Raw genomic sequence first — 19877 nt, 5'->3', positions numbered from 1 at the left:
CTCACATCGTAGTCACACGCAACTGCATGACGACTGGCAGCAGCGGGGTTCCGTTGGGAATGGAGACGGCTTGACCGGACTGGACAACAAGCGGCTGGCCGAGTGAGAGGACGCGTGTCGTTCCAGTGACCCACTGCGCTGTAACGCAGGGCGGTAGGGGCGGAGGAACCAACGGACAACCCGCGACGACCCACGGAACAGAGATGAGAGCGGTCGGTTGCCCGCTGACGAGGACGCGAGGATTCGGAGCAGTGGGCATGGCCTGACCGCCGTGACTGCATAAAACGGTGGCACCTTGATGAAGTAGAGCTCCTGGCATGCTGGTATCTCCTCTCGTGTTGCTTGTGTGTTCTTTCAAATAACTTGTAGAGCGCCAGCGTTGACGGTGACGGACGGACCGGTCATAACGATGGTGGCTCCCTGTCCGTTGCTGATGGTAATTCCGATGTCGGTGATAGAGATAAGAGCGCCGGTGACGGACTTGAGAAGGATGCCGCCAGTCGGTCCGGGTGTGTCGCAGATCATGACGGTGTTTTGACCTACAGTCTGAAGAACTATGGACTGAAGAGCAGGTGGTGTGGCGAGTGCAAGCGCAGGCACCTCCGCAGCAGAGCCCCAGAAGCCTCCTACCCAGATGGGGTAGTCTGGGTTGCCCTTTTCAAATTCGACCCAAACGCCTGTTCCGATGGTCGGAACGACGAAGAATCCGCTCTGAATACCGGCAAAGGGAACGCAGGGCATGGCCCAGGTCGAAGGCAGAACGTTAGAGACATCCGGAACCTGCACCATGATGCGGCCCATCTGCATAGGGTCGATGTTGTTGAGGACTGTGCCACGATATTTGCCGTAGAAGGTTGCCACAAGATCCTTTCCCGTAAGTGAAGCTAGATAGGGAGCGCAGGTACAAACGGAGTGTTGGAGATAAGTGCGTTGCGGGTCAGGTTGAACTGCTGTTTATACTGCCCACGATGAATAGTATGTGTAACGCTTTGAACGTAGTGGAGACCGTCGTACGCAATGCCCGCACCGCGTACAGCGACGAGCTCGCGAGAACGAAGGATATGGCCGTAGCGAAGAACATCGAGAGATCCGATGCCTGTGACAACGTCCCCTGTTTCGGCAGCTTTCGCGATACCTAACATCAGGGCTTGGGGTATAGACCGATTCGCGGTGTCGTGAAGGAACTCAACATGCTGCGGTGGAGGAACAACGACGCCGAGTGGGGGATTGAGAGGGTTAGCCGCTGGAATTGGAACGGGGATAACGAGCTTCGTCTCTTTGTTCTGCAGGAAGACGATCGGAAGAACCGGAGTCTGTGGCTGATAGCGGAAGTTAAGGCTCTCCACGTTAGTCCAGGTATCCATGTTTACGTTGAGTGCCGGCTGCGGAAGACCTATCTTGATCTGCGGCCCCCAATAGGCCCGGCTCATGCCGGGGAGAGGGCCAGGCGAGATGTAGAAGGTATAGCCGATCTCCCTCGCTAAATGTTTGATGTAGGTCAGATCGGTTCCTTGCTGGATTGGGATCTGATCGATCGGGATGGGGATATCTGGCGCGAGTGCAGGAATCACATTGGGGATGAGTCCGAACATAGCGTACTTCGCAAGCATGGTAAGTACGCGAACGTCCGGACCCATCCCAGGATAGGGAAGACCGGAGAGGTCGATAAGATCCATGACAGAACAGAGGTCGTGTCCGCTGACGCGAAGGGTAGAGGATCCCTGCGAGGCGCCTGGGACAACCTCGTGGTGTTCGATGATGCCGTCCACGATGACCTGTGGAATGCCGCCTATCGTGACCATAAGAATCAGCCGGAGAAGAGGGATCGGAGAGCCCGAAGCGAGAAGAAACAGAGTTTGTAACGGGGATCGGTTCGAAAGGGTGAAGCCAAGCTGGAAGCCGCTTCTGTCGCTCGCGGACTCAGTCACCTCGACAGAGGTGAGGGCGTCAACCAGCGGCTTTGGTGCTGGCAGGGCCTCAATAGGACCTATCAGCAGCGTGAGAAAGAGGCTGCTAGCCATTGCGAGCTCCCGCAGGGATACCAGAGGCAAGAGGAATCTTGATTGTGCGACCAGTCTGTGCAGTAAGCTGTTCTGGATCCGTCGCGGCGTTAACGTCGCAGATCATCCAGAACAGGAGTGGGTCACCAAGATATCTGGCGGCGAGCACGTCGAGCCGGTCTCCTTCAACAACGTTGTGTTCGATGATGGAGGTATAGACGTCAGGCTGTGGAAGGATGCGCCGCTGGAGATAGGCAACCTCCGTGCCGTTAGGGAGTGTGAGTGTAAGAACCGGCGAACCGTAGTAGCGGCTGCTCGGATTGGTGGGTGCGCCTGTGCCGGCAGCGGATTTGACGATCGATGCGAGAGCAGCTTCCATAATCTTTCCTCTTTGTCTCAACCAACGAGAGCGGCGAGCGCTTCTTTTCCAATTTGGTGGACCATATACAGAGCTCCTGCAGGATTGAGGAAACCCACATCATTGACGTTCAGGATGCGCATACCGAGTGAGACGCGAGCGCGAATGGGATTGAGCTGCGGGTCGAAGGCTTCTTCGGTAATCTCGATATCTGTGATGCGGACGGGCGTGATGCGCGATTTGCTCCAGACGAAGAGAGTAAGTGCGGATTCCATAGGTAGGATCTCGATAGTGCCGAGAAGTGTCAGGGCCTCATTGAGGATGAGCTCGGAGCTCGATGGATAGACAAGCAGTTCAAGTGCAGCGAGCTGGGGCTGGATACCGAACTTGAGCGTATTCGCGTCTCCTGCTGCAAGAAGATCTGTAGCGTCGATCTCCGCGACACATTTGATGGTTTCTACGGGTGGGCCTTTCAGACGAAGGACCTCGGAGCGGTCAGGCTCTCCTCCGACCGTCTGTGGATGGAGAGAGCGCGTAATAGACTCCGGGTTGTACTGCAGACTGATCCCGCCGAGCGGGACACCCGTGGTGGCGTCGAGCGAGAGGATTGCACCTTTTTGCAGCCTGGGCGAGATATTCGCCATAGTTATACTCCGGGCTAGATAGAGAGCGTTAGGATTTTCATTCCGTTGCTGTGGAGAGCGGTAATTGAAGCGGGAGTAAGCATTACGGACTGCGATCTTGTATTCGCTCCCTGCGCTCTGCCGAGGAGATCTTCCGGAGAATGCTTTGAGCGAGCTGCGAACCGACCTGCTCGGAAGAGGCATTAGAAGGTAGCTCTCCGCCATCCAATTTGAACGGAGCATGGAGATCGTTTAACGCTCGAAGACTGCCCCAGTCGAAGTAAGGTTGATCACGAGTGAGGTCCAAGAGGTGTCGCTGCATGGATGCAATTACAGCCTTGGGAGCGGCCTGTGTAAGGCCCCCGAGGGTGAGGCGATCGATGCGAATATTGAGAATTGTCGCACTCAACGGAGCAGGAGCATGTGGTGACGTTGTATTCGGACTCGCTGGAGACGTGGAACGAGCGACTGAATGATTTCTTTGTTCCATGCGGTTCATTCCCATCCTCCTATCTCGGATGGTGTGAGCGGCTTTTCAAGCTTTGCGTACTCCGTGCGAGAGGCGCGCAAGATATGATCCATTCCAATGGAGCTATTTTCGTCGGCAGCCAGGAAGGCGGCGCCCGTGGCAATGTTCCGTATGATGCCACCGGGAATATTGAGTTGCGCAAGGCGCTTGTAGTTGAGTTGTGCAAGCGGAGCCTTAGCAGGAAAGATGTGTTGCCAGATGCGCTCCCGCTGCAGTGCTTCGGGAAACAGAAACTGTACGATGAAGCGGATGCGGCGCAGGAAGGCAGTGTCAAGCGCCTGCTTCATATTGGTGGTGAGGATAGCGACGCCACGATAGGACTCCATGCGTTGTAAGAGGTAGCTGATCTCGAGATTAGCGTAGCGGTCGTGGCTGTCGCGGACCTCGCTTCTCTTCCCAAAGAGAGCATCGGCCTCATCGAAGAGCAGAATCGCACCGCTCTCATCGGCGGTGTCGAAGATGCGCCGGAGGTTCTTTTCAGTCTCACCGATGTACTTGCTGACGACGGAAGAAAGATCGATGTGATAAAGGTCGAGAGACAGCTCATTCGCGACAACCTCGGCAGCCATTGTCTTGCCAGTACCACTCGGGCCGGCGAAGAGAGCGGCCATCCCCGAGCCCCGAGAGTACTTCGCAGAGAAACCCCAGGTGTTCTGAACAATCGAACGATGGCGGACCTGAGTGACGATCTGGCGGAGAATTTCGAGCTGTGCATCGGGAAGGATGAGGTCCTGCCATACGGCTTTTGTTTCAATACGCTGGGCAAGACCGTTAAGGGAGCGGCGGGCCTGTGTGCGGCAGGCTGTCCAAACGACGTGGAATATCTCTTGAGCGGAAGCCTCCTCAAGCAAGAGAGCATCCTGGACTAAGGCTGCAGCGGCATGGATGGAAGAAGCGTTGAGAGCAAAGGCATCGACCATGGAATCGAAACTACCGTTCATCTGTGAAGCAAATGGTCCGAGCGTTTGTAACCATAGGGATCTTCGCTGAGTCCCATCCAGAGGTGGAACGTTAAGCCGGATGGCCTTGAGCTGTTCGAGATCTGAGCCTTCGCGGACCTCGATCGCAACGGGCGTTTGTAGTAGAGCAATGAAAGAAGCAATCGTCGCGGTGGACCGGGAAGTATCTGAAGCCTCCGTACCATCAGTACGGATGTAGAGAACTGCACGAGTGAGAGCCGCTTCACGGGTCCAGGCGCGTGCGAGCTGGTCACGTTCGTGAGGAGAAGAGGGAAGATCGAAGGCATCGATCTGGAAGGGATGCAAGTCTCCGGCATCGCCGATTTGCTGAAGAAGTTGCTGTCGATCGTCGGCGCAGCGACCGATCAGAAGAAGAGGCTTAGATGCCTGTGTCGTGCCGGGGATTATGGTCCAGGCGCGAAGTGCTAATGAGACAAGAGGCGCATAGGCCTCAGAAGCGGAGACCAGGACTGGCAGCATCGGTCGTACTCTGAACTGCAGAAAGCTGTCGCTGGCTGGCGTGCGCATAAGGAAATGAAGAATACGTTCGTCGATACGAAGTGCGCCTCGAAGGAGACCTGCAGAGGTATCGACGTGGATCAAACTCCATTTGCGGAGCGGACCATCCGTACTAAGTGCGCTCCAGTGCGGCGAGGAGAGAGTGGCGAGAGCGAGCCCGAAGGTAGGCGAAGGATTTGACAGTTCCGGTTGCTGTATTGCACAGGCGCTCGCGAAGCGGCTCTCCAGATCGAAGCCAGCGCAAAGTAAAAGCACATCGCGCTCAAAGGGGGATAGCGAGAAGGTACGCACGAGATGGCCGAGAGGAGACGAGAGATCGGCGTGCGACTCGGCAGCATCTGGATTAATCCCATGGTTGGTGGAGGACGCGAGCGCAGCGTAGACACGATCGAGCGCGGTTACAAGATCGGTCTGTTGCACGTCCAACGCGGCTGCGCTCATGGAGTCACCGTCACTTGTGGAAGGTACTGGAGCGTAAGGCTATCGAAGGTAAGCCTGCTTTGCGATCGATCGATCTGCACGCGCAACGGCTGAGCAGATGTGGGAACGACAAAATCTGGAGGAATTGAAACAGCAAGAGAATTGGTTGTGGCTGGCCCGCTCGTGGGACGTGCAGGTATAGGGATTGCGGAGTCACCAATTAGCAAGACAGCCTCCTGCGCACGCCCGACTGGAGGCGTCACGCCGACTGTCAACGTGGCCCCTACGGCGACGCTGATAGGAGGAGTAGTAGTAATGGTGGGAGCAAGAAGGAAGGGCGTGGCGCTCGACGAAAAGCCCGGATGGGGATCCGATGCGGCGACACCAAATCGCACATTACGCATAATACGCAAAGTACGAACGCCAGCCTGTAGCGTTGCGGGAATGCGGACGCGAATAAAATTCGGCTGAATGGTCTCAGGCGCGATGCCAGGCTCATCATCGAAGATGATAAGTGAGTCGGAAGGTGAATCCCCAATGAAGTTACGGCCGGAGATCGTAAGTAACTCACCAGCGCCCACCGGAGAGGGTGTAACGCTGTCAATGATTGGACTCTGCCAGGGAAGTGCGAGGACGTTGCGTGACTGCACGGGTAGATTGGACTTGAAGGACTTCTTCTCCTCAATCAGAACGACCGAGATCTGATACGAGGTCGTGGGTCGGTAGTGTGTATTGAAGGCCATCCACAGACGAGAGATCTCCTCGTTTGAGAGCGAGCCAGGCGTGATACGAATAGATTCGACCTGAGTGGCAAGCGTGGTTGTGACGATGAGTTGAAGCTCTGGACTGAGAGGACCAGAGAGCAGTATGGCGTTGATGGAGTCCTCAATCAATTTGCGCGAGAGAATCGGAGTTTCGTGAAAGACCTGCATGGCCCAGGCAAGAAGAATCTCCGGATCGAACTCGTTCTTTCCATAAGCACTGATGAGGTAGTGGAGGTCGAGTGCCAGGGGCGCGTTGCTAGTGCGGCGTCCTTGGCTATCCAACGACGGAAGAGCCGCATTACGAGAAGCCGCATTGATACTGGCGTAGTACATGAAGAGATTGATCTGCGGTTGTTCCTCAGCACCCGTGGGGACGAGGTCAGGGGAGAGAGAGGTTACAGGGCTCGACACACCGATGATAGAACTGGGACCGCCCGCAGTAAGGGCGCTGGAAAGAATCCAGCGCATCACAGCGCTGACGCCACCGACAGCAAGATAATCGCTCATCTGCTGACCCCGTTCGATCTTCCGTGATCGAGGAAGTCAGCCAATGTGACGTGCGGAGCCGGAGCCGGCCTCGCTGCAGGTTGAGCACCTTGAACAGCCCGGACCTCAATGTGTCCAATCGATATGTTGACTTCAGTGGTTATTGGAGATGCCAGAACCACGGGCTGCGGTGGGCTTGGACGTTGCGTTGCCTGCGGATCTGCGGGACGAGTCGTCCTCGGAGAGACCATCGGATCTCGATCTCCGATCGGAGGAGCCGCCATCGTGATAGAGGGTAGGGAAGCCTGGTCGATGATCGACTGTGGCACAGGAAGAACCGTAGCTGCTTGGACGGGTACGCTGGGTGCCGCAGCAATTACTCTAGCCTCCTGATCGACCGATACGATCGTGGGTTCGGGAAGCTCATGAGGTAGTTGAATCACAGCCGAGGCGTGGGCTGCATCGTCCTGCTGGAAAGGATGGCTTCCTGGCACGAACTTCTCTTTGGTCTCGGGAAGTAGGGAACCAATCTGCTGAGTCGGAGAAGATGCATCCAAGTTGACACTCTCGGGCAGGTTATTCCGAACACCATCTTTTGGGGTCGCTTGCACCACAGTCTCACTCGGAGTGTATGCCGGACCGTTGAACAGTGGAACTGCAACAGGCGCGATGGGCGAGATTGGCTGCTGCATCCGAAGAAGCATCCGGTCGATGAGGCGGCTCATAGCATCATCTCCAGGTACGCATTGCGGCGGTTGGGGCTCATCGCGAGAATGCTGGCCTCAGCCCAACCGTAGGCGCGGGCAAGCTCATGAACCTCTCCTAGAAGACTCGTAGCCGCGTGGCGAACCTCGGCCCACAGAAAGCGTGCAATATCGAGATCGACACTGCTGGTGATGGAACACTCAGCACACTGCAGATGGACGATGACTTCCGTTGCGAATTCCATGCGGTCGAAGGCATCGAGAGCAAGCTCTTCGAATATTTCCTCGTCAAGCGCCAAGAGGATGTCATCCTCTGAATGTGCATCGCTGCTGGCGATACATCTGGCGAGCAGGTGTTTACGTGCGGATAGGAACGAGCCAATGTTTACCGTTACAAGATCGTAGAGCGATGCGGGACGGATGAAGAACGCAGTATCGCCAAGCCTCTGTTGCTGCGGCAACGCCAACACAGCTCGTTCCAGATCTTCCATGACCGATGCGACCGGTAGTGAAAATTCAAGCCGTGCATCGCAAGCCGGACACAGTAGAAAACCTTCGAGTATTGGGCCGAAGCTGATGCTCCGCAGCCGCAGCAAATCGAGGAGGGTGGTATGCAGTGTTTGCTTTGAAAGCTGGTCCGAGGATCGATCAGGCATCGACGTCGAGAGCATCGCAAGAATGCGGCCAAGATAGCCCTCCTGCGCGCCAGTCTCCCACACTGTCAATAACATCTCTCCGCTGAGTGGACGCATATCATACCGCCAAAAGGAAATTCTATTCCCGAAGTCGTTAAGCTAAGTGTTCAACGTTCCTTGCGTGCCCAATGTCATCGCGGAAGCTAAGCCCGGTTCGAGGTGAAGCTTGGCTCGGTCGGCTCGTTCACAGCGAGGTCTCTCTCCCAACCTTCGTTCTCGAGCTTCAGGTGTTGAATTGCAACTGCGTTGGCATTGGCATCAAGATCTGGAATCGCCTGATACTCTGAGACCCAGGCGCGATAAAGTTTGTAGCTAATGGCGAGCTGGCCGGCCTCGTTGTAGAACTCGATGATCATGTCTTTTCGGAAGTCCTTAAGAGAGATCTCCGCGCCGAGCCCAGAGCCGATCTGCCAGACCTTCGCAGCCCACTGCTCGAAGTCTACATCGTGCGTAACCCCGCGTTCGAGCGTGATGGCATCGAACTCGGTACGTCCAGGCGATTTGCGGCTGGTGCTGGGATCGCCGCCCTCACGATGCTTGACTACCTCCGTGGTGCGCTTCAGCGAAGACACCTTGCTTACTCCTGCGACGTAACGGCCATCCCACTTCACCCGAAATTTGAAATTCTTATAGGGATCGAAACGCTGTGCATTGACGACGAACTCTGCCATGATCTATCTCCTCTTGCTATGAGTGAAGGCGTTCAGACCTGGAGCTGCCCAGCCATCTGTTGTATCTGAATGATGACGAACTCGGCTGGCTTCAAGGGAGCGAAGCCGACAAGCACGTTGACGATTCCATGGTCGATATCACTTTGCGTCGTAGTAGAACCGTCGCACTTGACGAAGTACGCGTCATCTGCGGTCGTTCCTTGGAATGCTCCCTTGCGGAAGAGATCGTGCATAAACGAGCCGACGTTCAGGCGGATCTGCGACCACAGTGGTTCGTCGTTGGGCTCGAAGACCACCCACTGCGTTCCCCGGTAGAGACTCTCTTCGAGGAATAGGGCGAGTCGCCGTACAGGCACATACTTCCACTGGCTGGATAGAGCATCGGCTCCAAGCAAGGTCCGTGCTCCCCACATCACGGTGCCATATACAGGGAAAGTACGGACACAGTTGAGGCCAAGCGGATTGAGCGTACCTTGCTCAGAATCGCTTAGCTTATAGACCAGTCCCTGAACGCCGGAGAGTGTAGCCTCAGTGCCTGCCGGTGCCTTCCAAACACCGCGTGTTGAGTCGATCCGGGCATAGAGTCCCGCTGTAACGCCAGACGGAGCGAACGATCGAAGTTGAAATCCGTTCAGAGGATCGGCCAATCGCACGCGAGGAAAGAAGGCGGCGCCGTTCGCGTCGTGTACCGCAAGCGCAGTGGACTTCCAGTCGACGGCACCCGAAACAGTGTGGACATTGGGCGGAGGGTCGATGAGCAAAAATGCTCGCTTTTGATCGCAGAGAGCGATCGCCGCGGACCAGATGGAGTTCGGATCCCCGATGGTGTTATCCAGTGAGAACGGATCGCCAGCGCTGGCGCGGGTTGCGTCGGGAATGCAGAGTAGATTGAAGAGATCGACTTTGAGGAGAGCATAGATACCTGTGAAGCTTAGGGCATCTCCAATGAGATCCGCCGCTCCCGGCAGACCAGAACCAGCAGCGCCAGCAGTGGAGGAAGTCTGACTCCCTCCCCATCCCCCGCCGGTGCCATTGCCGGTGCCAAGTGCATAGTGCGCAACGTTGACGCCGACTCCCGCTCCGGAGAGACCCAGTCCCGGGGCAGCATCCGCAAAAGCAGGAGGATTAGGTGGAGCAGGGAAAGTAATAACTGCATCGGGGAAGTTAGGCAGCAACGCATTCACGCGGATGCCCTGTCCTCCAGTAACAGGAGCGACCGAACACTGTACAGAAGCGCCTGGAATTTTAACCGCGAGTACATTGTTGATAACCGTCTGCAATTGGGCCGCGAGGCCAGGTAGAGTCTGAGGAATAGGGGATCCGGCCGAGAAGACCTTGATGGGCAGAGGAAGCGGTGCGAACGGCGCAGGAGAGGAGACACTAAGGGCTATTCCGAAATCTCCACTTGCTACTGCCGTCGCTGCGCCACCTCCAAACGCTGTGTTGACGAGGGCTGTCGTGATGACGGTACCCAAAACCCCGGTCGGGACCGGGGCGCCACTTACAGGTCCTGGAAAGGCCACCTTTACGAGCTGCGAGCCATTGTCCGGGTCGTTGACGATCGCTTGGACGAAGTTCGTCTGGGCGCTATTGAGCGATAACTGCTGAAAACGCTCGACCGTCCCATCCTGAAGATCGGTGATGGTGAGATTGAACGCAGTTGCGTCCTTCGTGTGATCGATCCCGTTGTAGTCGACGTCGATCAGAATTTGACCATCGGCCCACGTCCCGCTCGACAGAGCAGTGAAGGTAATCCCGTGGAAGACTACATTGGCCCCAGTCGCACCAGTACGAGGAGTGCGAACGATATATGCATCCGTCCCTCCGTTGGCAAAGAACTGTTGGACCGCGTAACTAAGTTCGCTATCAGATGCGAGTCCGCCGAAAAGGCGGTCAAAGTCGCTGAAATCGAAGATATGCTCAGCACGGTTGTCGATGCCCTTGGCGGTATAACCGACGAAGGCTGCAATGGACGTAGCTACACCAGCGATGGTGTGCACTGGGCTGGCGAGCTCGCGAATGTAGACGCCAGGAAATGTAGGAGAACTGGCCATGAAATGCCTCGTCTCAAGAATTGTCTTATTGGGCCCGGGAGGAAAGGGAGGTCATATAGCTCTGCGCCGGCCCACGCGTGCATGACTATCTATTACGTCAACTACGTCTGCGAATTATCACGAGACTCAAAGGACACGTCAAGCAAAAAATGCATATTAGCAAAATACTCTAGAAACAATATCAAGAGGCCAGCCCTGGGAGGGACAGAGATCTCATAGCATCTTGAGCGGAATCACCATCTTTCAAAAGCCTCTCGCATTGCAAGGGGCTCTCAGTATGTGCCTATTCAATCTAAAGACAAAAAAACACCGAGAGTAATATGGACCTTTGGTGGGTCGAAAAGATTATTAGAAATAACTTGCTTTTCTATTCTTTCAGGCATAGTGTGGGCCAGCAATTTGAACCGCTTCGATTTGCGCCGTGATAAATGCCATAGGCTCTCACGCATAGATCTACCTTGATCCGCTTCTCTCCGGCACCACATCAGGACTACGCACCCGGCCCCGTCATATGTACCGCTGGGCTGAACCAAGTCGTGTCTGTTAGGAGCGTACGCCATGAAACCTCTCGAATTCCTTCGCTTGACTGTTTGCCTGGGCATTGTTCTTTGTGTTCAAAAAGCAGTGGCCGTCGATGTGCCTCTCATCGGCGATGCACATGTGAACTCCGCTCACTCATCGATCCGGTACGGTACGCTTTCGAATCTTTATGTCGGGAATGGCAATACAGCATTTTTAATGTTTGACCTGTCTTCGCTACCGGCTTCGACGCTCTCTAGCCAAGTCACTCGCGCCACGTTGACTCTCTTTGTAAATCGCGTTTTTGTTCCCGGCACAGTGACAGTCTCTCCGGTCACCGCAGCTTGGAATGAGTATGCCGTCAACTACGCGACAGCGCCTGCAACCGGGAGCTCCATCAACAGCTTTCCTATATCTTCATCGGGACAGTTCATCTCCGTGGATGTAACAGCGCAGGTCCAGGCATGGTTAAACACCGCAGGGAGTAACAACGGATTGGCATTAGCATCGACCGGAGCTAACGTCCTCTTCGATAGCAAAGAGAACGACGAGACCTCCCATGTAGCTCGACTCGACGTCACGTTGGTCAATCAAGGACCCATCGGTCCGCAAGGAGTTGCCGGCCCTGCCGGTGTAGGTGTGGCAGGTCCTCAAGGTGCAACAGGCCCGACTGGTGCTGCTGGTCCTCAGGGGACGACTGGCGCAGCAGGCGCACAAGGCCCCCCGGTCAGCTTTCAGGGAGCCTGGTCGAACGCCACCACCTATGCTGTGGGCGACGCGGTCTTTTACAGCGGGTCCAGCTATATCTCGCTAGTAAGTGGCAACACAAATCATCAGCCCGACATCAGTAACCCTCAATGGTCTTTGTTGGCGGAGCAAGGGGGAACAGGAGCCCAAGGAATTCAAGGGGTAGCAGGGCCAACTGGGTTGACAGGTCCGATCGGGCCTACTGGTCCCCTAGGGCCCACCGGTTCCACTGGGCCGGCAGGTCCGCAAGGAATTCAGGGAATTCAAGGGGGAGAAGGGCCGACGGGACCCACAGGACCCATCGGACTAACCGGCCCACAAGGCCCTCCAGTCAGCTTTCAGGGCACATGGTCGAATGCCACCACTTACATCGTGGGTGACGCCATCCTCTACAACGGCTCGAGTTATATCTCACTCGTAAATGGCAACTTAGATAACCAGCCGGACATTAGTGCCGTTCAATGGTCGCTCCTTGCGCAGCAAGGTGCTGTGGGATCCACCGGAGCAACAGGAACAGCGGGTCCCCAGGGTATTCAAGGAATTCAAGGGACACAGGGAGTCGCCGGCCCAACAGGATCTATCGGCCCCGCCGGAGCCACTGGGTCTGTTGGGCCACAAGGTCCGCCGGTCAGCTTTCAGGGTACATGGAACATAGCAACGATCTATGCACTCGGTGATGCAGTTCTTTATAGCGGCTCCAGTTATATCTCCTTGGCCGCAAATAACCTTGGCTTCCAACCCGATATCAGCAATGCGAAATGGTCTGTCTTAGCGCAGGCAGGAACTGCAGGAGTAGCAGGTCCAACCGGACCCCAGGGACCAACTGGCGCAACAGGAGTTGCAGGACCAACTGGTCCGGCAGGTCCGACAGGACCCGCTGGCGCAAATGGAGGGATCAATTCTGTGACCTTTATCTCCACATTTGTGAATCCCACGGTCACTACGACGCTATATCAATCTCCGGCCTCGACTGTCGGTCTAGGTACAGCGCAAACCAGCATCTCTGGTGCCACAACCTCAAACTTCGTGACGATGCCTATCGCGTGTACGATGTCGGCTCTTAACGTGGGAGCTAATAATTACTTCACTACGGGTGCGGATACTGAGACGATCATTGTCTACAAAAACTCCGTCGCTACGGCAATGACATGCTCTGTAACGACAAACGGCAACGGATCGAGTTGCGCGGATACAACAAATACCTTTGCCGTGGCCGCCGGAGACACGATCTCACTTGCGTTTTCACAGACATCAAGCGCGCCATTCAACAAACTAAGCGTGAAACTCGTCTGCCAATAGTACACACAAAGATCAGCAAATCGGGCCAGTCAGTATAGATGCAATGGATCGACCGTCGTTCGGCCCGATCTGATTGTTTAGGGCAAGCTTTAGCACAATAAATTAAGCAAGTGAGGAAACAATTATGGCAGAACCATTTCTTGGAGAGATAAGAATGACAGGCTGGAACTTCGCGGCCAACGGATGGGCACTTTGCAACGGGCAATTGTTATCCATCAATTCGAATACCGCATTGTTTTCGTTGCTTGGTACAACATATGGGGGAGACGGCCAATCTACGTTTGCTCTACCAAACCTGCAAGGCCGTGTGCCTATCCATCAAGGCAATGGCGCAGGACTTAGTCCCTATAGCATGGGTGAATCTGCCGGAGACGAAGCGATATCGCTGCTAATAAATCAGATCCCTCAACATAATCATCTGGTCGGAGTAAGCAATCTCGGGGGAGCGGTCGCCGATCCAACGAATGCTTTTCTGGCACAGGGCAACTCCGGCTCTGATCGAGCTCCAGTCTTAGTCTCTGACTATGTCTCCACGCCCCCGACAGGAACGCTCGCACCAACGGCAATCTCGATGGTGGGAGGGAGCCTGCCTCATAGCAATATCCAGCCTTTTTTGTGTATCAACTTCATCATCGCCTTACAAGGTATCTTCCCATCGCGAGCTTAGCTGGATATGTATTCCAGCTCGCGCCTTCGCACGCTTAGAGACCCAAAACCTTAGCCATTCTCCCTACCGTGATCTATGACAACGGCAGATAAAATTCACGAAGCAACCTATCATCTGCGGCAGGCCAACAGTGCCGATGGGGAGTTCCTGCTAATGCTCTATGCCCAGCAGCGAGCAGCAGAATTAGATATTTGCGGAATGAACACAGCGCAACGCCAGATCTTTGTGCAAATACAATTTAATGCCCGTCAGTCCAGTTACGCGACTTACTACCCAACGGCCTCTGACCAAATTATTAGTTTAGAGGATGGAACTTCCATAGGACGAGTACTGGTAGATCGAACGGCACACGGAATGTGTCTAGTAGATATCGTCCTGCTTCAGGAACGTCAACGCCAGGGTATTGGCACAAAGGTGATTCGATCCTTGCAAAGAGAATGCAAAGACTCAAGGTGGCAACTGAAATTGAAAGTCGCGAAGGGAAGTGCCGCCGAAAGATTCTATCGGAGACTGGGTTTTCAACTTACTGACGAAGATCCATTCCGCAGGCAGATGGTTTGGATAGGAAGTTTAGAGGATGCAGACAATGAACCCACGGCGGGAAGGCAACTATGCTAACGACGTGGTCCATAAAAACTCTTGCGGCAAACCAGAAGAGGCCGTGGAAGTTAATAGTTAGGAGAGTAATCGACGACGTCTTACCGGTCGCGTTAGCTCTAAGTGTAGTGGCGTTCGGAATTGCGATGAACGCTCAAACAGCGCCGATAAACAATATACAGGCGACGATGGCGCCCTTGGCATCACCCGCCGGCATTGCATATGATCGCGCAGGCAACCTCTACATCGCGGATCTGAGAAACAACATCATCCGGAGGGTAGATTTAGCAGGAATTATTACAACAGTGGCGGGCACAGGAGAGCAGGGTTACGCAGGAGATGACGGGCCCGCTACTAAAGCATTACTCGATTCGCCAACGGGCATCGCAGTGGATGCATCCAACAACATCTATATTGCCGACACCCACAACAATCGCATCCGCAAAGTGACCGGTGGCAATATCTCCACCATCGCTGGCACAGGCCTAGCGGGCTTCTCTGGGGACAGCGGAATAGCCACGCTGGCCGCGCTGAATCATCCCGCCGCCCTCGCCGTGGATGCGAGCGGCACCCTCTACATTGCCGATACCGACAACCACCGGATTCGTAAGATCAGTGGGGGAACGATCACAACAATCGCAGGTAGCGGAGACCAGAGCTTTTCTGGCGACGGCGTGGCGGTAGCTGCGTGGCTCGACTCACCCAACGGCGTTGCGGCGGATGCGAGCGGCAACATCTATATCGCAGACACGCACAATCAACGAATACGGATCGTCAACAACGCCGGAACAATTTCGACTCTGGCCGGTAACGGTGACAAAGCCTACGCCGGGGACGGAGGCCAAGCAGTCGATGCTTCTCTTGCTCGTCCTCGCGGTCTAGCCATCGATGCCTCGGGTAATATCTACATCGCGGACAGTGATAATCACCGCATTCGTTTCATCGCAACGACGGGCAATATCACCAGCGCTGCGGGAAATGGTTCTCAAGGAATGGCGGGCGATGGAGGACCGGCAATAAACGCGACTTTAGATACGCCTCGTGCGCCCTCCGTCCAAGCGAACGGAGTATTCGCTCTATCGGACACCAACAATCAGATTATTCGCGAAGTAGGCTTGGATGGCATCATTCATACCATCGCAGGAGTAAGTCCTCAAGTAAGCGGAGGAGAAAGTCTTATACTCGACGGACCTTCCACGGTTGCTTATGGCAGCGGTTCGTTGACGGCGACCTTTAGCAATGCGAACCTGACCGCTACGGGGCAGGTCGCCCTACTAGACATTACCACCGGCTCTACGCAGGTCGGGTCAGCCACCTGGAACGGGAACACGGCCGCAATAAGCACTTCAACTCTGTCCGCAGGGACACATCGCTTAGTGCTGAACTATGATGGCGACGCGCAGAACTTACCAATAACAAGTAGTGTTTTCGTGCTCACCGTCTCGACACTACCGACTGTGGCTATGGCTACCGGTGTATCCCTGCAATACGGACAAATTATCCCGACTATAACGGGAACACTCAGTGGTGTCCTCCCTCAAGACGCCGGCAAAATAACCGCCGTCTTCACTACGACAGCCACAGCTACATCGCCAGTCGGGCAATACCCAATCACGGTGGCGCTCGCAGGGTCTGCGGCAGGGAACTACACCGTCACTCTCAGCACCGGTTCGGGCAGTGTTCTCATCGCGAAGGCGGCGAGCAGAATTACACTAAGCTCGACAAATGCCACGCCGTCCGTAGGATCGACAGTTACATTGACCGCCCAAGTGAACTCCACGACATCTGGAGTGCCGACGGGAAATGTCATCTTCCTCGATGGAACAACTGTGCTGGCCACGACCACGCTCAATTCGACCGGGTCAGCAGCATATACATCAAGCGCGTTCGCGGTGGGACCCCATAACATCACCGCCGTCTATAGCGGTGATACAAACTTCACAGCGAGCACGTCGACAGCAACGATAGTGTCTGTCGTTCTTGTGCCAGACTTCGTCTTTGTCTCGACCGGTAGCTCCACCCAGTCCGTCTACCCAGGGCAAACAGCGGTCTATAACTTCGCTCTACAGCCGCTGAGTGGCAGCTCGCTTTCAGGGATCTCATTCACTGTGTCCGGATTACCCGAGGGTGCGACAGCAGTCTTCAATCCCGGAACTATATCTGCAGGCAGTTCTGCGACGTCAGTTGCCTTGTCGATCAAAACCGCTGGTCTTCATGCGGCAAATACTAAACCTACACAACCTCTACACCTGCCGCTTCTATCCCTGAGTGCGACTATGTTTTTGGTACCTCTATGGCGCAATAAACGTATTCGTGCAATCCTCTCTGCGAGAAGATGCACTTTACTAACAGCGCTTTTTGCCGCACTCGTAGGTACGGCAATCCTCGGAGGACTTACCGGCTGTGGGAGTAGCGGCTTCTTCGGACAACCAACAAAGACCTACAGCATTACCGTTACGGCATCAGCGGTCGGCACAACAACCTCACAACATAATGCTGTTGTTACACTGATCGTTCAATGATCCATGCCAAGCCATAGATATAGCGGTGGATATGATCGAGGTGTCACGATCTTTTAACTGTCGCGTCGCCGAGAGCTAGGCTGGAAACTCAATATCATCGAAGAATTTGTAGTTATCTAAATCCGTTGCTGGGGCAAAGAAGCAAGCAACCTTCATAACTTCGTCACTTGTATTTTGCAGCATATGAATCTTTCCTTGAGGAAAGAGAACGGCACACCCTTGCTTCACATCCCCTATCTCTCCCTCGATCCAGACCCGGCCACTCCCTGAGAGGAGATAGATCACCTCTTCGCCCTGGGGGTGGGAATGTGCGGGCTTAACCGTCTGCCCTGGCTGCACTTCGATCACACACATACTGCACTGACGCGCATCGGTAGTATCTTTAGTCACGACCCAACGCAGCATCCTCCCGGGTAAGTCCAGGGCGCCGACTTCTAGTTCATCCACAATAGGTAGTGCCATCTGATCCTCTAACTTACTATTCGTCGTTTTCAAGAACAGCAGCTTGAATGGTTTTGGCGATCAGTGCCGGAGTGAGCTCGAAAGCTTCCACTAATTCTTCATACGTTGCAGAGTGAATAAACTGCGCCTTCCCCTCTGCACTCAGCGTATTGACGGTAAGAACTCGTTTCAGCGAACCCGTTGCCTGAACGCGATGTTTGTAGATAACCTTCAAGAAGTTCTGCCATAGGTAGCCGTTGTTTTGTTCCGCGAAGAGCAATATTTTGCCGGAGTTATACAAAGCAACGAGAAGGTCTTCATCGACAGAAGGCATATCCACAACTGTGACACCTATACCATTCTCTGAGCAAAGCTTGGCTGCCGCAACTGCTTCATGCACTCCCCGGCCGCTGCTGATCACCACGGCAGAATCGTTCTCCTCTTGACGCAGTATGTGTCCCTTGCCGAACTCGAAGGTGTAATCGCCACTATAAAGCACAGCAGAGCCCGTCCGCATAACGCGAACATAGACAAGCCCTTGGTTGCCACCCATGATCCACTTCATAATAGATAGCATCTGTTGGGGACACGACACGTCAATAATCCGGAGTTGCGCGACAGCGTCAAAGGTGGTGGCGTCATCATTCCCCATATGAGTCGCGCCGTTGGTACGAGTCTCAAAGTTCGCCGCCGTCGCAAGAAACGTGAGATCTAGACCGTGGCCTTCGCTCAACCAGCCGTCGTTTGATCCTATCGCCTCTAGCCGCTCCTGCTGTCCAACTGCGATTCGCCGAAGCACCTGCCAGTTGAAGAATGGGCAAAATGTACTCGTCCAAGTGTTGTAACCCATGGCCGCGAACGCCTCGCCAACCAGCATCATGTTGGCTTCGGCAACCCCGACATTGAGCGCACGACGTTGATCGACCGCCGCAACCCCAGCTTCCAGGCCACTGGTCGATGCAAGATCCGAATCAATGGAAACAACCCGGCTGTCACGCGCGAACACTTTCATCGCAGCCGTTACGATCTCGGCGGCACTGTACTGCTTTCCTAAATCGAGCTTAGGCAAAGCAGCATGGTCAAATCGGATCTGCTTCTCGCGAACAGGAACTCGTTTGGTCAGTACAGGACCTATCACGGAAGGGAGTGCACCTTTAGCGATCTGTCTGACGTCAAGATGCATCGTCTCTGCAGTATTGCGAAGCAACTCGGCAACACGCTTCCCCTCAGGACTACTCTCCACTCTTTCCAAATGGACAAGGAACTCATCCACCCGTTCGGCGCGACGCTGCTCCTGAAGCGCGATCTCCTGCACGATGAGCGGCTCCGACATCGTAACTTTATGTTTATTCATAAAGTCAGAAAAAGCGCCGTATCCTTTGGTCGTATTGCAGATAATCGCGGTAGGCTTTCCGTTCCTTGGACCGAAGCGAAACTGTTCAAGTGCAGCGACCACGCCGTCAAACTGGGTTGCATCGACATCATGGGTCTGCCAGCCATACGACCGAAAGACTTCGTTCAAATCCGGCATCGGGAAGAGCGTACGATTATGAACATCAAGCTGTCCGTTATTCCTGTCGACCAACACGCAGAAGTTGTCCAGATGGTTCTGGCCAGCGTACATCGCAGCTTCCCAGCACGACCCCTCTTGAAGCTCACCATCTCCCACCATTGCGTAAGAGTCGAAACGTGGATTGATTCGGCCAGCAATCGCAAAGCCTCCCGCTACACCAATGCCCTGACCCATAGGGCCCGTCGCAATGTGAACTCCAGGAAGAACAGGCCCTGGATGACCATTCAAGAGACTTGCATGCGAACGCGATCCTCGCAATATCTTCTTGTCGAAGTACCCAAGCTCCGCATAAATAGAGGCCAACGCAGCGACGGCGTGTCCCTTGCTGAGAGTGAAGATATCCTGGCCGCGGCGGGTAGGGTCTTCAATATCCAGCCTCAAAAATCCGCCATAGAAGAGTGCTACAAGGGGAATCGTCGCAGAGAAGGCGCCACCCGAGTGGAGCCCACCATCCACCGCATCCCTACTCTGCTCCAACGTAAGGATGCGGATATCCGAATCCTTGATGGCGAGCAATTTGAGAATGCCTGCACGGAGAAGGTGATCATCATGGAGAAAAAGCGGAAGGTCGACGCTGGACGTGGGAGTAGATAATGTTTTCGTCATGCGTAGGTAGAATCTTTCTCGAAGAGTATGGTGCATTCATAATTGCGTATCATGCAATGCATCTTGCGTAAACAAGGCAGAGTATAGGCTCGTAAATAGAATGCAGTCAAGATCCTTGCGAGGA

General features: G+C 54.7%; 17 protein-coding genes. 4 read left to right on the top strand and 13 right to left on the bottom strand.

Translation table 11 applies throughout. The annotated features are described in order from the left end of the window. Position 1: 1 nt before the first annotated feature. From HB393_RS02440 to HB393_RS02390, 11 genes are all read right to left on the bottom strand, one after another. Positions 2 to 319: a hypothetical protein gene (locus HB393_RS02440; protein ID WP_213803537.1), complete on the bottom strand. Its 318-nt coding sequence runs from the start codon at positions 317 to 319 to the stop codon at positions 2 to 4. Between the two features lie 35 nt (positions 320 to 354). Continuing rightward, complete coding sequence (locus HB393_RS02435) at positions 355 to 861, bottom strand: phage baseplate assembly protein V (protein WP_213803536.1); 507 nt, start codon at positions 859 to 861, stop codon at positions 355 to 357. A gap of 23 nt (positions 862 to 884) precedes the next feature. Next, positions 885 to 2021 carry a hypothetical protein gene (locus HB393_RS02430; RefSeq protein WP_213803535.1) on the bottom strand — a complete coding sequence of 379 codons (1137 nt, stop codon included), beginning with the start codon at positions 2019 to 2021 and terminating at the stop codon, positions 885 to 887. Next, complete coding sequence (locus tag HB393_RS25025) at positions 2014 to 2379, bottom strand: LysM domain-containing protein (RefSeq protein WP_255550716.1); 366 nt, start codon at positions 2377 to 2379, stop codon at positions 2014 to 2016. Before HB393_RS25025 ends, HB393_RS02430 begins: the two co-directional genes overlap by 8 nt. Positions 2380 to 2396: 17 nt before the next feature. After that, positions 2397 to 3002 (bottom strand): hypothetical protein, encoded by a 606-nt coding sequence (locus HB393_RS02420; RefSeq protein ID WP_213803534.1) that lies wholly within the window; start codon positions 3000 to 3002, stop codon positions 2397 to 2399. 474 nt (positions 3003 to 3476) lie between these two features. Next, entirely contained in the window at positions 3477 to 5429 is a 1953-nt protein-coding gene (locus tag HB393_RS02415; protein WP_213803533.1) for an AAA family ATPase, read from the bottom strand. Then, complete coding sequence (locus HB393_RS02410; protein WP_213803532.1) at positions 5426 to 6679, bottom strand: DUF4255 domain-containing protein; 1254 nt, start codon at positions 6677 to 6679, stop codon at positions 5426 to 5428. Before HB393_RS02410 ends, HB393_RS02415 begins: the two co-directional genes overlap by 4 nt. Beyond that, a complete protein-coding gene (locus HB393_RS02405; protein ID WP_213803531.1) occupies positions 6676 to 7383 on the bottom strand; it encodes a hypothetical protein in 708 nt (235 codons plus the stop codon). Before HB393_RS02405 ends, HB393_RS02410 begins: the two co-directional genes overlap by 4 nt. After that, positions 7380 to 8114 (bottom strand): hypothetical protein, encoded by a 735-nt coding sequence (locus tag HB393_RS02400; protein WP_213803530.1) that lies wholly within the window; start codon positions 8112 to 8114, stop codon positions 7380 to 7382. The genes HB393_RS02405 and HB393_RS02400 overlap by 4 nt, the downstream gene beginning before the upstream one ends. Positions 8115 to 8200: 86 nt before the next feature. Next, on the bottom strand, positions 8201 to 8728 hold the full coding sequence (locus tag HB393_RS02395) for a phage tail protein (protein ID WP_213803529.1): 528 nt from the start codon (positions 8726 to 8728) through the stop codon (positions 8201 to 8203). A 32-nt stretch (positions 8729 to 8760) separates the two neighbouring features. Next, positions 8761 to 10782 (bottom strand): phage tail sheath C-terminal domain-containing protein, encoded by a 2022-nt coding sequence (locus HB393_RS02390; RefSeq protein ID WP_213803528.1) that lies wholly within the window; start codon positions 10780 to 10782, stop codon positions 8761 to 8763. A 558-nt stretch (positions 10783 to 11340) separates the two neighbouring features. Between HB393_RS02390 and HB393_RS02385 the strand changes: the two genes are divergently transcribed. From HB393_RS02385 to HB393_RS02370, 4 genes are all read left to right on the top strand, one after another. Beyond that, complete coding sequence (locus tag HB393_RS02385; protein ID WP_213803527.1) at positions 11341 to 13347, top strand: DNRLRE domain-containing protein; 2007 nt, start codon at positions 11341 to 11343, stop codon at positions 13345 to 13347. Positions 13348 to 13471: 124 nt separating this feature from the next. Continuing rightward, positions 13472 to 14014: a tail fiber protein gene (locus tag HB393_RS02380; RefSeq protein ID WP_213803526.1), complete on the top strand. Its 543-nt coding sequence runs from the start codon at positions 13472 to 13474 to the stop codon at positions 14012 to 14014. Between the two features lie 75 nt (positions 14015 to 14089). Next, a complete protein-coding gene (locus tag HB393_RS02375; RefSeq protein ID WP_213803525.1) occupies positions 14090 to 14632 on the top strand; it encodes a GNAT family N-acetyltransferase in 543 nt (180 codons plus the stop codon). Positions 14633 to 14757: 125 nt separating this feature from the next. Further along, positions 14758 to 17133 carry an Ig-like domain repeat protein gene (locus HB393_RS02370; RefSeq protein WP_213803524.1) on the top strand — a complete coding sequence of 792 codons (2376 nt, stop codon included), beginning with the start codon at positions 14758 to 14760 and terminating at the stop codon, positions 17131 to 17133. A gap of 75 nt (positions 17134 to 17208) precedes the next feature. Here the strand turns inward: HB393_RS02370 and HB393_RS02365 are convergent, their stop codons facing one another. Then, complete coding sequence (locus tag HB393_RS02365; RefSeq protein ID WP_213803523.1) at positions 17209 to 17595, bottom strand: cupin domain-containing protein; 387 nt, start codon at positions 17593 to 17595, stop codon at positions 17209 to 17211. 16 nt (positions 17596 to 17611) lie between these two features. Further along, positions 17612 to 19753 carry a transketolase C-terminal domain-containing protein gene (locus tag HB393_RS02360; RefSeq protein WP_213803522.1) on the bottom strand — a complete coding sequence of 714 codons (2142 nt, stop codon included), beginning with the start codon at positions 19751 to 19753 and terminating at the stop codon, positions 17612 to 17614. Positions 19754 to 19877 lie beyond the last annotated feature (124 nt).

The organism is Granulicella sp. dw_53 (genome assembly GCF_018449545.1).
Lineage (GTDB): Bacteria > Acidobacteriota > Terriglobia > Terriglobales > Acidobacteriaceae > Edaphobacter.
Note: the sequence above shows the minus strand (reverse complement) of the source record. Positions and strands in the feature narration are given on the sequence as shown.